We start from the raw sequence: 14575 nt of genomic DNA, 5'->3' as shown, positions 1-14575 counted from the left end.
GGGCAGCCGCGGCGCGCGGCGGCGCGCCGGCCGTCGTCGGCGCGGCATGGCCGCCACTACCAGCGCCGGCCGGGGCCAGCGAGGCGCAGCCGGCCAGCAGCGTCAAGGTCAAGGTGGCCAACAGCGGCCGGCCCAAGGGGGACGCGAGGTGCTTCATGATCGGGAACCGCAAAAGTGAACAAGGGCGGCGCGGGATTGGCCCGTGCCGCCCTCGCCTGCACCGCTCAGAGGCGCGCGGCGCCCCGTCGGTTCAGTCATTTTGCCAGCGGGGCGAATAGCCCCACCGGCGCGCTGCCGTCACTTCAGCGCCTTGAAGCGCAGCCGGTGCGGGCGCGCGCCCTCTTCGCCGAGGCGCTTCTTCTTGTCGGCCTCGTACTCCTGGTAGTTGCCGTCGAAGAAGACCCACTTCGAGTCGCCCTCGCAGGCCAGGATGTGCGTCGCGATGCGGTCGAGGAACCAGCGGTCGTGGCTGATCACCATCACCGAGCCGGCGAACTCGAGCAGCGCGTCTTCGAGCGCGCGCAGGGTTTCGACGTCCAGGTCGTTCGACGGCTCGTCGAGCATCAGCACGTTGCCGCCCTGCGCCAGCGTCTTCGCCAGGTGCAGTCGGCCGCGCTCGCCGCCCGACAGGCTGCCGACGAGCTTCTGCTGGTCATTGCCCTTGAAGTTGAAGCGGCCGATGTAGGCACGCGACGGCATCACGAACTTGCCGACGACGATGTTGTCGAGGCCGCCGGAGACGTCCTGCCACACGGTCTTGTCGTCCTCCAGGCTCTCGCGGCTCTGGTCGACGAAGGCCATGCGCGTCGTCGGGCCGATCTTGACGTTGCCGCTGGTGGGCTGCTCCTTGCCGGCGATCATCCGGAACAGCGTCGACTTGCCCGCGCCGTTCGGCCCGATGATGCCGACGATCGCGCCGGCCGGCACCTTGAAGCTCAGGTCGTCGATCAGCACGCGATCGCCGAAGCTCTTGCTGACGTTCTCGAACTCGAGCACCTCGTGGCCGAGGCGTTCGCCGACCGGGATGAAGATCTCGTTGGTCTCGTTGCGCTTCTGGTAGTCGACGTCCGACAGCTCCTCGAAGCGCGCGAGGCGCGCCTTGCTCTTCGCCTGGCGGCCCTTCGGGTTCTGGCGTACCCACTCCAGTTCCTTCTTCATCGCGCGGGTGCGGGCGTCCTCGGTCTTCTGCTCCTGCTCGAGGCGCTGTTCCTTCTGGTCGAGCCAAGTCGAGTAGTTGCCCTTGTACGGGATGCCGCGGCCGCGGTCGAGTTCGAGGATCCACTCGGCCGCGTTGTCGAGGAAGTAGCGATCGTGGGTGATCGCGACGACGGTGCCGCCGAAGCGCTGCAGGAACTGCTCGAGCCAGTCGACCGACTCGGCGTCGAGGTGGTTGGTCGGCTCGTCGAGCAGCAGCATGTCGGGCTTGCTCAGCAGCAGTCGGCACAGCGCGACGCGGCGCTTCTCGCCGCCCGAGAGCTTGCCGATCACCGCGTCCCACGGCGCGAGGCGCAGCGCGTCGGCGGCGATCTCGAGCTGCAGGTCGGTGTTGTCACTGCCGGCGGCCGAGATGACCGCCTCGAGCTCGGCCTGCTCGGCGGCGAGCTTGTCGAAATCGGCATCCGCCTCGCCGTACTCGGCGTAGACCTCGTCGAGGCGCTTCTTCGCGGCCAGCACGCCACCGATGCCTTCCTCGACGGCCTGGCGCACGGTCTGGTCCGGGTTCATCACCGGCTCCTGCGGCAGGTAGCCGATCTTCAGGTTCGGCATCGGCGTGGCCTCGCCCTCGATGTCCTTGTCGAGGCCGGCCATGATCTTCAGCAATGTGCTCTTGCCGGAGCCGTTGGTGCCGAGCACGCCGATCTTGGCGCCTGGGAAGAAGCTGAGCGAGATGTCCTTGAGGATCTGCCGCTTCGGCGGCACGATCTTGCCGACGCGGTTCATCGTGAAAACATACTGGGCCATGGGGTTCCTGCAGAGGGTCTGAGCGCTGGGGCATGCGCCGCTGAGCGCGGCTGCCAACCGGGTATTGTCGCTGCTCTCCCGATTCGGCTGGATTGGCGGGGTTGGGCCCCAACCCCAACCCAGACTTCAGGGCTTCCCCGGCTCCTCCCACCGTTCGCCCTTGTCGAACACGATGCGCCAGACACCCGGCGCTTCGAGGCGCCAGACCGAGTTGAAGCGCGCGATCGGCTTGCCCGACGAGTCGCGCACCGGGCCGCTCGAGTGGGCAAGCGTGCCGTCGGCGAGCACGACGACCTGGTCCGGCGCCCACGAGAACGGCGCCTCCTTCGCCTCGAAGAAGCGCTTCCAGGCGGCGGCCACCGCGGCCTTGCCGTTCAGCACCTGTGCACCGGAGAAGAACACCGCCGGCTCCGAGAGATGCGCGCTGAACGCCGCATGGTCGCGCTCGGCCATGCTGCGTGCGAACGCGCGCTCGGTGTCTGCGACCTGACGCGTCAGCGCCAGGATGTCGGGCTCGGCCAGCGCGGCGCCGGCCGCCAGCAGCTGGGCAGCGAGTGCCGCGGCGAGAAATCGTGTTGTCATCACGCGCTCTCCTCGTTCAATCAGTCGGCGCGACAAGCTTGCGACGCCGAGGTCATCACACGACCGGTTAGAATACCGGCACCGGCGCAGTCACCAGTCACTGCGCCGACGTCATTTCTGACTGAGCCAGCGCTTGTTCTTCGAGCGCCGCGTTCGCCACACCCCTCTGCCTGCGACTGGCGCCCGATCTAAGAGCGACAGGCCGACTCTCTCTGTTTGGAATCCCATGTCCTTCGACGAACTCGGTCTCGCCGATCCCTTGCTGCGTGCTGTTCACGAGTACGGCTACACCACGCCGACCCCGATCCAGGCGCAAGCCATCCCGACCGTGCTCTCGGGCGCCGACCTGATGGGCGGCGCGCAGACCGGCACCGGCAAGACCGCCGGCTTCACGCTGCCGATGTTGCACCGCCTGATGGCCAAGCCCGCGGTGCGTGACGCGAAAGGTCGGCTGCCGATCCGCGCGCTGATCCTGACGCCGACGCGCGAACTCGCCGCGCAGGTCGAGGAGAGCGTGCGCACCTACGGCAAGTACAGCAAGCTCAGCTCGATGGTGATGTTCGGCGGCGTCGGCATGCAGCCGCAGATCGACAAGCTCAAGCGCGGCGTCGACATCCTCGTCGCGACGCCGGGCCGCCTGCTCGACCACCACCAGCAGCGCACGCTCGACCTCTCGCACGTCGAGATCTTCGTGCTCGACGAAGCCGACCGCATGCTCGACATGGGCTTCATCCACGACATCAAGAAGGTGCTCGCGGTGCTGCCGGCGCAGAAGCAGAGCCTGCTGTTCAGCGCGACCTTCAGCGACGAGATCAAGGCACTCGCCGATCGCCTGCTGAACAAGCCGGTGCTGATCGAGGTCGCGCGCCGCAACCAGACCGCCGAGACGATCGCGCAGAAGGTGCACCCGGTCGGCCGCGAGATGAAGAAGGATCTGCTGATCCACCTGATCAAGGACAACGACTGGGACCAGGTGCTCGTGTTCACGCGCATGAAGCACGGCGCCAATCGTTTGGTGGAGCATTTGCTGAAAGCCGACATCAGCGCGATGGCGATCCACGGCAACAAGAGCCAGACCGCGCGCACCAAGGCGCTGGCCGAGTTCAAGACCGGTGACCTGACGGTGCTGGTCGCGACCGACATCGCCGCGCGCGGCATCGACATCGACATGCTGCCGCACGTCGTCAACTACGAGCTGCCGAACGTGCCCGAAGACTACGTGCACCGCATCGGCCGCACCGGCCGCGCCGGCGCGAAGGGCGAGGCGGTGTCGCTGGTCTGCGTCGACGAGAACGGCTTTCTGCGCGACATCGAGCGGCTGATCAAGCGCGAGATCCCGAAGGAGATCGTGCCCGGCTTCGAGCCGCCCGCGAACGAGAAGCCCGAGCCGATCGTGCTCGGCCGCATGGTGATCGGCGAAGGCGCCGGCCGCGGCGGCCAACGGCACCACGCCAATGGCGGCGGCGGTGGCCGCGGCGGTCATGGCGGTGGTGGTCATGGCGGGGGCGGCGGTCGCTCGTCGTCGGCGCCGGCACGGCCGCAGGGCCAGCGCAGCGGCCGGCCACCAGCCCGTTCGGGCCCGCCGAAGCGCTGATCCGCTCGACGCTCGCCACCGGCAATGGGCACCGCGGCGATCCACCCGCCCAACGCCCCGAGCGCCGCGCTGTTCGGGTTCCCTGCCTTCATCCGCCTGTGGTTCTCGCGCCTCGCGAGCACCGGCGCGAGCCAGATGCTGATGGTCGCGGTCGGCTGGCAGATGTACGACCTGACCGGCAGCGCCTGGGACCTGGGGCTGGTCGGCCTGCTGCAGTTCCTGCCGGCGCTGCTGCTGGTGCTGATCGCCGGCCATGTCGTCGACCGCTTCGACCGCGCACGCATCGTCGGCCTGTGCATGCTGGCGCAGACGGCCATCACGCTGCTGCTTGCAGGCAGCGCGCATTGGCACTGGGCCAGCCGCGAACTGCTGCTCGTCGTCTCGGTGCTGCTCGGCTGCGTGAGGGCGTTCCAGATGCCGGCCCAGCAGGCGCTGACGCCGCTGCTGGTGCCGGCCGAGGTGCTGCCGCGCGCGCTCGCGTTCAGCGCGATGGGTTCGCAAGGCGCGATCGTCGCCGGGCCGGCGCTCGGCGGCTTCATCTACGTGGCCGGCGCGCAGGCCGTCTACGCGGTCTGCGCGGCGCTGTTCGCGTTGTCGGGCGCGCTCGTCGCCGGCGTGCGCTACGCCCGACTTCCGGCCGCGGTGCGCAACATGGACTGGGGCACGCTGCTCGCCGGCGTGCGCTTCGTGCGTCACCGGCCGGTCGTGCTCGGCGCGATCTCGCTCGATCTGTTCGCGGTGCTGCTCGGCGGCGCGACCGCGCTGCTGCCGATCTTCGCGCGCGACATCCTGCACACCGGCCCGTGGGGCCTGGGCCTGCTGCGCGCCGCGCCGGCCGCCGGCGCGTTCGCGCTGTCGCTGCTGCTGAGCCGCTTTCCGATCACGCGCCACGCCGGCCGCGTACTGCTCGGCGCGGTCGCGGTCTACGGCGCCGCGACGATCGTGTTCGGGCTGTCGGGCTCGTTCGTCGTCTCGCTGATCGCGCTCGTCGTCGCCGGCGCCGGCGACATGGTCAGCGTCGTGATCCGCCAGTCGCTGGTGCAGCTCGACACGCCCGACGAGATGCGCGGCCGCGTCAGCGCGGTCAACTCGGTGTTCATCGGCGCATCGAACCAGCTCGGCGAGTTCGAGTCAGGGGCCACCGCGGCGCTGCTCGGGCCGGTCGGCTCGGTGGTGATCGGCGGCCTCGGCACGCTGCTGGTTGCGCTCTCGTGGGTCAGGCTCTTCCCGCCGCTCGCGCAGCGGGATGCGCTGACGAGTCGGCGCTGATGTCCCATCCGGCCGGCTTCGAGCGCGTGCATGTCGATGCGCACTGCATCGTTGCGCTCAAGCCGAGTGGGCTGCTCGCTGTCCCCGGCCGCGGCGCGGGCGCGCAGGACTGCCTGGCCGCGCGCGTGCAGGCCGAGTTCGCGGACGCGCGGGTCGTGCACCGGCTCGACATGTCGACCTCCGGGCTGATGCTGTTCGCGCGCGGCCCGACGATGCAGCGCGCGTTGAGCGGCGCGTTCGCGCGGCGTGAAGTGCACAAGCGCTACGTCGCGGTCGTCCAGGGCCGCGTCGAACCGTCGCAGGGCGAGATCGACCTGCCGTTGCTCGCCGACTGGCCGAACCGGCCGCGCCAGAAGGTCGACATCGAAGCCGGCAAGCCGTCGCTGACGCGCTACCGCGTGCTCGCGTTCGACGCCGAACGCGATCGCACGCGGCTCGAGCTCGAACCGGTGACCGGCCGCGCGCACCAGCTGCGCGTGCACCTGCTCGCGCTCGGCCACCCGATCCTCGGCGACGCGCTGTACGCGCCGGCGCCGGCGCTCGCGGCTGCCGATCGACTGCTGCTGCACGCCAGCGCGCTGCGCTTCGCGCACCCGGCCGGCGACGCCGCGCTCGCGTTCGCGTCGACGCCGCCGTTCTGACGCCTCGCGGCGGAGCGCCGCACCCGCCGCTCACGCCTCGTCGCGCTTGGCCTTGAGGCGTTCGCGGCCGACCCGTCCACGCGCCTTCCACATCGCCAGTTGCTGCTGACGCTCGAGCACGCTCAGCGTGTCGCGCCGGGCCTCGCGCAGCAGCTTGTGGTAGTTGCGCACGCGGTCCGGCGGCACGCCCTCGCGCACCGCGCAGCCGGGCTCGTCGTGGTGCTTGCAGTCGCGGAAGCGGCACTGCGCAGCGAGCGCTTCGATGTCGTCGAAGGCCGACGCCAGCGTCGCCTCGTCGACATCGGGCCGCAGCGCGCGCAAGCCCGGCGTGTCGATCACGCACGCGCCGCCAGGCAGGCGGTGCAGCGAGCGCGAGGTCGTCGTGTGCTTGCCCCGGCTGTCGTGCTCGCGCACCGCACCGGTGTCCTGCGTGTGGCGGCCGAGCAGCGTGTTCGTCAGCGTCGACTTGCCGGCACCCGACGAGCCGAGCACGACCAGCGTCTGCCCGGCGCCCAGGTAGGCCTGCAGTTGCTGCACCGTGTACGGGTCGGTGCCGTCGATCGCGAACAGGTCGATGCGCGCCGGCACGCGGCCGCGCAGCGCTTCGATGCGCTCGGCCAGCAGGCCGGGCACGTGTGCGATCACGTCGGCCTTGGTCAGTACGACCGCCGGTGTGATCTCGGCCTCAAAGCGGCCCGCATGGACCAGTGCAAGGTAGCGCTCGAGGCGGCGCGGGTTGAAGTCGTCGTCGAGGCCCATCACCAGCAACGCGGTGTCGACGTTGCTGACGACCGGGTGGCGCCGGCCGTCGGCGTCACGCCGGTTGATGTGCGACAGCGGTGGCACGCGCGCATGGACCCGGATCTGGCCGTGCGCGTCGGTCGCCGCCAGCACCCAGTCGCCGACCGCGAGCGCGCTGCCCTCGTCGGCGAGCGCGCGCGTCAGGCGCGGCAGCACGCGTGCGCTCAGTTCGTCTTCGCCGTCGTGCAGGCCCACCGCATCGCGGTGCACCTCGGTCAGGCGCAGCAGTTCGAGCGGCGGCATGTCGACGCGCACGCCGCTGTCCTTGCGTTCAGCTTCTAGTTCGGCGGCCACGGCGGCCGCACGATTCGCCAGCGCGGGCGTCAGGCCCAGGGTGCGCAGGCGTTCGAAATGGATTTCCATCATGGTGGATCGGAACCTTCGTTTCTCGCAGCGCGCGGCACGGCTCGCGCGCGGAACGGCCCGGCGCGCGCCAGCGCACGCGGGTCAGCGGATAGGGAAACGTCGGTCGCGCGGAGTGCGCGTCGGGGAGAAGAAAGCGGGGTGACGAAGCGAGCGTCAGGCGGCCGACGAAGAGGTGATGGCAGATGGATTCATGGAGCACCTCCTGTGGCAGGTTGCGGCGCTTGCGTGAGTGCATGGCCGGGGCGCGGAGTCTGCCACGTGCATGCGCGCGGAGTCAATCGCCGCGGCGCGCGGCGTTGATGCGCTCCGCCACGCTGCACGCATGGACTTTCGCGTTGACGCCGATCGCATTAGGGACAACGAGCATGTCGATTTTTTGGAAGTTGACTCACGTCAAGAGTTTTTTGGGTCGACCCTCCGACAGTGCACCTCGATGCGAATCAAGCGAGTGCAAGCGTCCGAAGCGGCGCACTCGACGCCGCGGCGATTCGACACCCTTCTCACACACACCCCACAGAGACAAGGTCCGCCATGAGCAATCCATCTGCCACTATCCACGCCCCCACCGGAGGCACGTCCGCAAGCGCCGCCGCCCACAGCCCTGCCTATCGATGGGGGCAGTTGCTGATGGGCATCGTGTGCATGGCGATGATCGCGAACCTGCAGTACGGCTGGACCCTGTTCGTCAATCCGATCGCCGACAAGCACGGCTGGAGCCGCGCCGCGATCCAGGTCGCGTTCACGATCTTCGTGCTGACCGAGACCTGGCTCGTGCCGATCGAAGGCTACCTCGTCGACAAGTTCGGCCCGCGCCCGGTCGTGCTCGTCGGCGGCATCTTGTGCGGCCTCGGCTGGGCACTCAACTCGATCGCCGACTCGCTGACGCTGCTGTACATCGCCGCGGCGATCGGCGGCGTCGGCGCCGGGGCCGTGTACGGCACCTGCGTCGGCAACGCGCTGAAGTGGTTCCCCGATCGGCGCGGCCTCGCGGCCGGCCTGACCGCCGCCGGGTTCGGCGCCGGGTCGGCGCTGACGATCGTGCCGATCTCGGCCTTCATCAAGTCGAACGGCTACGAAGCGGCCTTCCTCTACTTCGGCCTCGGCCAGGGCCTGATCGTGTTCCTGATCTCGTGGGCGCTGACGCGCGCGCCCGAGCACCCGAAGAACCTCTCGGCGATCGGCGTGCAGCAATCCCGGCGCGACTACAGCCCGACCGAGATCGTGCGCAAGCCGGTCTTCTGGGTCATGTACCTGATGTTCGTACTCGTCGCCGCCGGCGGCCTGATGGCCACCGCGCAGCTCGGCCCGATCGCGAAGGATTTCAAGATCGGCGACGTGCCGGTGAACATCATGGGCCTGGTGCTGCCGGCGCTGACCTTCGCGCTCGCGATCGACCGCGTGCTGAACGGCCTGACGCGCCCGTTCTTCGGCTGGGTCTCCGACAAGATCGGCCGCGAGCAGACGATGTTCATCGCGTTCGGCCTGGAGGCCGTCGGCATCCTGATGCTCTACACCTTCGGCCAGAACCCGATCGCGTTCGTGATCCTGACCGGCCTCGTGTTCTTCGCATGGGGCGAGATCTACAGCCTGTTCCCGTCGACCTGCGCCGACACCTTCGGTTCGAAGTACGCGGCCGCGAACGCCGGCATGCTCTACACCGCGAAGGGCACGGCCTCGCTGCTGGTGCCGCTGTCGAGCGTGCTCGCCGCCGCCACCGGCGGCTGGCACGCGGTGTTCATCGTCGCGAGCATCATGAACGCGCTCGCCGCACTGATGGCGTGGTTCGTGCTGCGGCCGATGCGGCGTGCCCACATGGACAAGGCGGCGTAAGCAGCGCCGCTCGCCCGACGCAGAGAATCAGAGTTTGCCGCTATGCATCAACCGGCTCAGCGTCTCCGCCGACAGGTTCAGGTACGAGGCCAGTTCCTTCTGCGGAATCCGGTCGAGCATCTGCGGCTGCTTGCGCAGAAAGCGCCGCACGCGCCCCGGCGCGTCGAGCAGGTGCAGCGTGATGGTGTGGGCCATGATCTCGCTCATCACGCCCATCACGCTGTATTCGAAGACCTGCTTCACCTCGGCACGGCGCTCGAGGAACGCGACCCAGGCCTCCAGCGGCATGCGCGCGACGCGCGCCCTGGTCACGCAGACGATGCCGTAGGGTGTGGGCGTGCCCAGGCGCCAGGCGGCGTAGCTGGTCTCCATGTCGCGCTCATCGGCGAAGCGCAGGATCATCTCCTTGCCTTCGGTGTTCGAGACGACGCGCTTGAGGATGCCGTCGAGGATGAAGTACTGCTCCATCTCGCGCACGCCCTGGTGCAGCAGGAAGTCGCCCTTGTTGCCGTCGACGATGACCAGATGCGCTTCGAGCTCGGCCCAGTCGTCTTCGCCCAAGCCCTGAAGCACGACGTTGCGCCTGAGCTGCAGGCGGATCACGTTTCGTTCGGGGTGCTTCGCGAGCAAGGTCATGGACGGCTTCGGTACGACCGGCAAGGTGGCTGCGGCGGGTCCGCAGCACCCTCTGATTCATCGGCCCAGATCGCAAAAATTGACCGCGGTCATTGGGCCGCGCCCGGCTCGATTCCTATGATACCTGCACGCATCGAAGCCCCGTAAGGACACCACAGAAAGACGTCTCAACATGACCCACGACACCTCATCACAAGAACTGACCGACGGCTTCCACCTGGTCATCGATGCGCTGAAGCTCAACGACATCGACACGATCTTCGGCCTGCCCGGCATCCCGATCACCGACCTGACCCGCATGGCGCAGGCCGAAGGCATGCGCGTCATCTCGTTCCGCCACGAGCAGCATGCCGGCAACGCCGCGGCAGCCGCCGGCTACCTGACGCAAAAGCCGGGCATCTGCCTGACCGTGTCGGCGCCGGGCTTCCTGAACGGCCTGACCGCGCTCGCCAACGCGACGACCAACTGCTTCCCGATGATCCTGATCAGCGGATCGAGCGAGCGCGAGATCGTCGACCTGCAACAAGGCGACTACGAAGAGATGGACCAGCTCGCGATCGCCAAGCCCTTGTGCAAAGCGGCCTACCGCGTGCTGCACGCGCAAGACATCGGCGTCGGCATTGCGCGGGCGATCCGCTCGGCGCTGTCGGGACGGCCGGGCGGCGTCTACCTCGACCTGCCGGCCAAGCTGTTCTCGCAGACGATGGACGCGGTCGCCGGCAAGAACTCGCTGATCAAGGTCATCGACCCGGCCCCGCGCCAGATCCCCGCGCCGGACTCGGTGCAGCGCGCGCTGAGCCTGCTGAAGGGCGCGAAGCGCCCGCTGATCGTGCTCGGCAAGGGCGCCTCGTATGCGCAGGCCGACGCCGACATCCGCGCGCTGATCGAGAAGACCGGCATCCCCTACCTGCCGATGTCGATGGCCAAGGGCCTGCTGCCCGACACGCACGAGCAATCGGCATCGGCCGCACGCTCGTACGTGCTGGCCGAGGCCGATGTCGTGATGCTCGTCGGCGCGCGGCTGAACTGGCTGCTGTCGCACGGCAAGGGCAAGACCTGGGGCACGCCAGGTGCGAAGCAGTTCATCCAGATCGACATCGCGCCGACCGAGATGGACAGCAACGTGCCGATCGCGGCACCGCTGGTCGGCGACATCGGCTCGTGCGTCGCGGCGCTGCTGGCCGGTGTCGGCAGCGGCTGGTCCAGGCCGCCCGCCGCATGGACCGGCGCGATCAACGAACGCAAGGACAAGAACCTCTCGAAGATGGCGGAGACGCTGGCGAAGAACCCCTCGCCGATGAACTTCCACAGCGCCCTCGGCGTGGTTCGTGAAGTCATCAAGGCGCGCCCCGATGTGATGCTCGTCAACGAAGGCGCGAACACGCTCGACTTCACGCGCAGCATCGTCGACATGTACGAACCGCGCAAACGACTCGACGTGGGCACCTGGGGGATCATGGGCATCGGCATGGGCTTCGCGGTCGCCGCCGCGGTCGTCACCGGCAAGCCGGTCATCGCGATCGAGGGCGACAGCGCGTTCGGCTTCAGCGGCATGGAGGTCGAGACGATCTGCCGCTACAACCTGCCGGTCTGCATCGTCGTCTTCAACAACAACGGCGTCTACCGCGGCACCGATGTCAACAGCTCGGGCACCGCGGACGTCGCGCCCACGGTGTTCGTCAAGGGCGCCCGCTACGACAAGATGATGGAAGCCTTCGGCGGCATCGGCGTGCACGCCACGACGCCGGCCGAGCTGAGCAAGGCCATCGACGAGGCGCTCGCCTCGGGCAAACCGACGCTGATCAACGCCGTCATCGACGAAACCGCGGGCACCGAGAGCGGCCGCATCACGATGCTCAACCCGCAAACCGCGGCAAAGAAGTAAACCAGGCCACCACAGGAGCAACACCATGTCTGACCTCCCCCTCAAGGGCATCAAAATCATCGACTTCACCCACGTGCAAGCCGGTCCGGCCTGCACGCAGATGCTGGCCTGGTTCGGCGCCGATGTCATCAAGCTCGAGCGCCCGGGTGCCGGCGACGTGACGCGCACCCAGCTGCGCGACATGCCGAACGCCGACGCGCTGTACTTCACGATGCTCAACAGCAACAAGCGCTCGCTGACGCTGGACACGAAGGCGCCCGAAGGCAAGGCGGTGCTCGAGAAGCTGATCCGCGAATCCGACGTGATGGTCGAGAACTTCGGCCCCGGCGCACTCGATCGCATGGGCTTCACGTGGGAGCGCATCCAGGAGCTGAACCCGGGGATGATCCTGGCTTCCGTGAAGGGATTCTCCGAAGGCCACCACTACGAGGACCTGAAGGTCTACGAGAACGTCGCACAGTGCGCCGGCGGCGCGGCCTCGACCACCGGCTGGTGGAAGGGCGAGAACTCGGCTCCGACGATCTCCGCCGCGGCGCTGGGCGACACCAACACCGGCATGCACCTGGCGATCGGCATCCTGACGGCAGTCATCGGCCGCCTGAAGACCGGCAAGGGGCAGAAGGTTGCGTGCTCGATGCAGGACGCCGTGCTCAACCTGTGCCGCGTGAAGATGCGCGACCAGCAGCGCCTCGAGCGTGTGGGTTATCTCGAGGAGTACCCGCAGTATCCGCACGAGATGGCAGCCTTCGACAACAAGGTGACGCCGCGCGGCGGCAATGCCGGCGGCGGCGGCCAGCCGGGCTGGATCCTGAAGTGCAAGGGCTGGGAGACCGACCCGAACGCCTACATCTACTTCACCGTGCAGGGCCACGCCTGGGAACCGATCTGCAACGCGCTCGGCAAGCCCGAGTGGAAGACCGATCCGGCCTACACCACCCCCAAGGCGCGCCAGCCGCACATCGAGGAGATCTTCGCGACGATCGAGGACTTCATCAAGGACAAGACCAAGTTCGAGGCCGTCGACATCTTCCGCAAGCACGACATCCCCTGCGCGCCGGTGCTGTCGATGAAGGAGTTGCTGCGCGACGAGTCGCTGCGCAAGAGCGGCTCGATCGTCGAGGTGCAGCACAAGGAGCGCGGCAGCTACTTCACGATCGGCAGCCCGATCAAGTTCTCGGGCTTCAAGCCCGCGGTCACCGGCTCGCCGCTGCTGGGCGAGCACACCGACGAGGTGCTGAGCGAGCTGGGCTACAGCGCGCAGGCCATCGCGGCGCTGCACGAAGTCAAGGCGGTCTGAGGTGCCGGCGGTTTCCTCGTCTTCAGGCGTCGACCTGGCGCAACTCGTTGCCGGGGCCGCCGACGCGATCGTCGTCTGCGACGCGGCCGGCGCGATCACGCTCTGGAACCGCGCCGCCGAGCGCATCTTCGGTTTCACGCCCGCCGATGCGCTCGGGCAGTCGCTCGACCTGATCATCCCGCAGCGCCAGCGCGACCGGCACTGGGAGGGTTACCACAAGACGATGGCGACGGCAGTCACGAAGTACGGCGCCGACGTGCTGCGCGTGCCGGCGCTGCACAAGGACGGCCGCACGCTCTCGATCGCCTTCACGGTATCGATGTTGTTCTCGGACGATCGCAAGGTCACCGGCATCGCGGCTATCGTGCGCGATGAAACCAAGCGCTTCACCGAAGAACGCGAGCTCCGCAAACGTCTGGTAGAAGCGGAGGCTTTGGTCAAAGGAGTCAGTTGATGAGCAAGGCCCTGGACGGCGTCCGAATCCTCGATTTCACCCATGTGCAGTCCGGGCCCACGTGCACCCAGTTGCTGGCGTGGTTCGGCGCCGACGTGATCAAGGTCGAGCGTGCCGGCGAAGGCGATGCCACGCGCGGCCAGCTGCGCGACATCCCCGGCGTGGACAGCCTCTACTTCACGATGCTGAACCACAACAAGCGCTCGATCACGCTCGACACCAAGAAGCCGAAAGGCAAGCAGGTGCTCGACACGCTGATCAAGACCTGCGATGTGCTGGTCGAGAACTTCGCGCCCGGCGCGCTCGACCGCATGGGCATCACCTGGGAGCACATCCAGGCGCTCAACCCGCGCATGATCGTCGCCTCGGTCAAGGGCTTCGGCCCGGGCCGCTACGAGGACTGCAAGGTCTACGAGAACGTCGCGCAGTGCGCCGGGGGCGCCGCGTCGACGACCGGCTTCGACGACGGCCCGCCGGTCGTCACCGGCGCGCAGATCGGCGACAGCGGCACCGGGCTGCACCTGGCGCTGGGCATCGTCGCAGCGCTCTACCAGCGCAATACGACCGGCCGCGGCCAGAAGGTGCTCGCGCCGATGCAGGATGCGGTGCTGAACCTGTGCCGCGTGAAGCTGCGCGACCAGCAGCGCCTCGAGCGCACCGGCACGATGCACGAGTACCCGCAATACCCCGACGGCAAGTTCGGCGACGCCGTGCCGCGCGCCGGCAATGCCTCGGGCGGCGGCCAGCCCGGCTCGATCCTGAAGTGCAAGGGCTGGGAGACCGACCCGAACGCCTACATCTACTTCATCACGCAGGGTGCGGTCTGGCCGGCGGTGTGCAAGGTGATCGGCGAAGAAGGCTGGATCGACGACGAGGCCTTCGCGACGCCGGCCGCGCGCTTGCTGCACCTGAAGCCGATCTTCGCGCGCATCGAGCGCTGGACCATGACCAAGACCAAGATCGAGGCGATGGAGATCCTGAACCAGTACGACATCCCCTGCGGCCCGATCCTGTCGATGAAGGAGATCGCCGCAGACGAATCGCTGCGCCAGACCGGCACGATCGTCGAAGTCGATCACCCGGAGCGCGGCAAGTACCTGACGGTCGGCAACCCGATCAAGATGTCCGACAGCGCCACCGAGGTGACGCGCTCGCCGCTGCTCGGCGAACACACCGACGAAGTGCTCGGCCAGCTCGGCTACAGCGCCGACGACCTGGCGACGCTGCGCGCCGAGCGCGTGATCTGAATCCCCCCGGG

12 protein-coding genes are annotated in these 14575 nt (G+C 68.3%); 8 read left to right on the top strand and 4 right to left on the bottom strand.

All coding sequences use genetic code 11. From position 1 onward, the window contains the following. Positions 1-297: 297 nt before the first annotated feature. Both ettA and AC1DTW_RS21200 read right to left on the bottom strand, forming a co-directional pair. Positions 298-1962 carry an energy-dependent translational throttle protein EttA gene (gene ettA / locus AC1DTW_RS21205; RefSeq protein ID WP_477983365.1) on the bottom strand — a complete coding sequence of 555 codons (1665 nt, stop codon included), beginning with the start codon at positions 1960-1962 and terminating at the stop codon, positions 298-300. Between the two features lie 126 nt (positions 1963-2088). Continuing rightward, positions 2089-2544 carry a YybH family protein gene (locus tag AC1DTW_RS21200; RefSeq protein WP_477983364.1) on the bottom strand — a complete coding sequence of 152 codons (456 nt, stop codon included), beginning with the start codon at positions 2542-2544 and terminating at the stop codon, positions 2089-2091. Positions 2545-2770: 226 nt separating this feature from the next. On the opposite strand from AC1DTW_RS21200, the gene AC1DTW_RS21195 reads away from it, so the two are divergent. The 3 genes from AC1DTW_RS21195 to AC1DTW_RS21185 are packed head-to-tail and all read left to right on the top strand — an operon-like array spanning position 2771 to position 6048. After that, the gene (locus AC1DTW_RS21195; RefSeq protein ID WP_477983363.1) at positions 2771-4138 is read left to right on the top strand and encodes a DEAD/DEAH box helicase; all 1368 of its coding nucleotides are present in this window, start codon (positions 2771-2773) and stop codon (positions 4136-4138) included. A 24-nt stretch (positions 4139-4162) separates the two neighbouring features. Continuing rightward, a complete protein-coding gene (locus AC1DTW_RS21190; protein ID WP_477983362.1) occupies positions 4163-5407 on the top strand; it encodes an MFS transporter in 1245 nt (414 codons plus the stop codon). Continuing rightward, positions 5407-6048, top strand: a complete 642-nt coding sequence (locus tag AC1DTW_RS21185; RefSeq protein ID WP_477983361.1) for a pseudouridine synthase — start codon at positions 5407-5409, stop codon at positions 6046-6048. Before AC1DTW_RS21190 ends, AC1DTW_RS21185 begins: the two co-directional genes overlap by 1 nt. A 30-nt stretch (positions 6049-6078) precedes the next feature. On the opposite strand, the gene rsgA is transcribed toward AC1DTW_RS21185, so the two are convergent. After that, positions 6079-7215 (bottom strand): ribosome small subunit-dependent GTPase A, encoded by a 1137-nt coding sequence (gene rsgA, locus AC1DTW_RS21180; protein WP_477983360.1) that lies wholly within the window; start codon positions 7213-7215, stop codon positions 6079-6081. A 627-nt stretch (positions 7216-7842) separates the two neighbouring features. Between rsgA and oxlT the strand changes: the two genes are divergently transcribed. Continuing rightward, entirely contained in the window at positions 7843-9045 is a 1203-nt protein-coding gene (gene oxlT, locus AC1DTW_RS21175; protein ID WP_477983369.1) for an oxalate/formate MFS antiporter, read from the top strand. A 27-nt stretch (positions 9046-9072) separates the two neighbouring features. On the opposite strand, the gene AC1DTW_RS21170 is transcribed toward oxlT, so the two are convergent. After that, on the bottom strand, positions 9073-9681 hold the full coding sequence (locus AC1DTW_RS21170; RefSeq protein WP_477983359.1) for a Crp/Fnr family transcriptional regulator: 609 nt from the start codon (positions 9679-9681) through the stop codon (positions 9073-9075). Between the two features lie 172 nt (positions 9682-9853). On the opposite strand from AC1DTW_RS21170, the gene oxc reads away from it, so the two are divergent. Genes oxc through frc (AC1DTW_RS21150) form a run of 4 tightly spaced genes read left to right on the top strand, consistent with a single transcriptional unit; the run spans position 9854 to position 14564 of the window. Further along, a complete protein-coding gene (gene oxc / locus AC1DTW_RS21165; RefSeq protein WP_477983358.1) occupies positions 9854-11566 on the top strand; it encodes an oxalyl-CoA decarboxylase in 1713 nt (570 codons plus the stop codon). A 25-nt stretch (positions 11567-11591) separates the two neighbouring features. Next, positions 11592-12863, top strand: a complete 1272-nt coding sequence (gene frc, locus AC1DTW_RS21160) for a formyl-CoA transferase (protein ID WP_477983357.1) — start codon at positions 11592-11594, stop codon at positions 12861-12863. 1 nt (position 12864) lies between these two features. Beyond that, the gene (locus AC1DTW_RS21155) at positions 12865-13317 is read left to right on the top strand and encodes a PAS domain-containing protein (protein ID WP_477983356.1); all 453 of its coding nucleotides are present in this window, start codon (positions 12865-12867) and stop codon (positions 13315-13317) included. Then, positions 13317-14564, top strand: a complete 1248-nt coding sequence (frc, locus tag AC1DTW_RS21150; RefSeq protein WP_477983355.1) for a formyl-CoA transferase — start codon at positions 13317-13319, stop codon at positions 14562-14564. Before AC1DTW_RS21155 ends, frc (AC1DTW_RS21150) begins: the two co-directional genes overlap by 1 nt. The last annotated feature ends 11 nt before the right edge of the window (positions 14565-14575 follow it).

The sequence above is a fragment of the Rhizobacter sp. P5_A1 genome, assembly GCF_056400745.1.
This window is presented reverse-complemented; position numbering and strand designations above follow the sequence as displayed.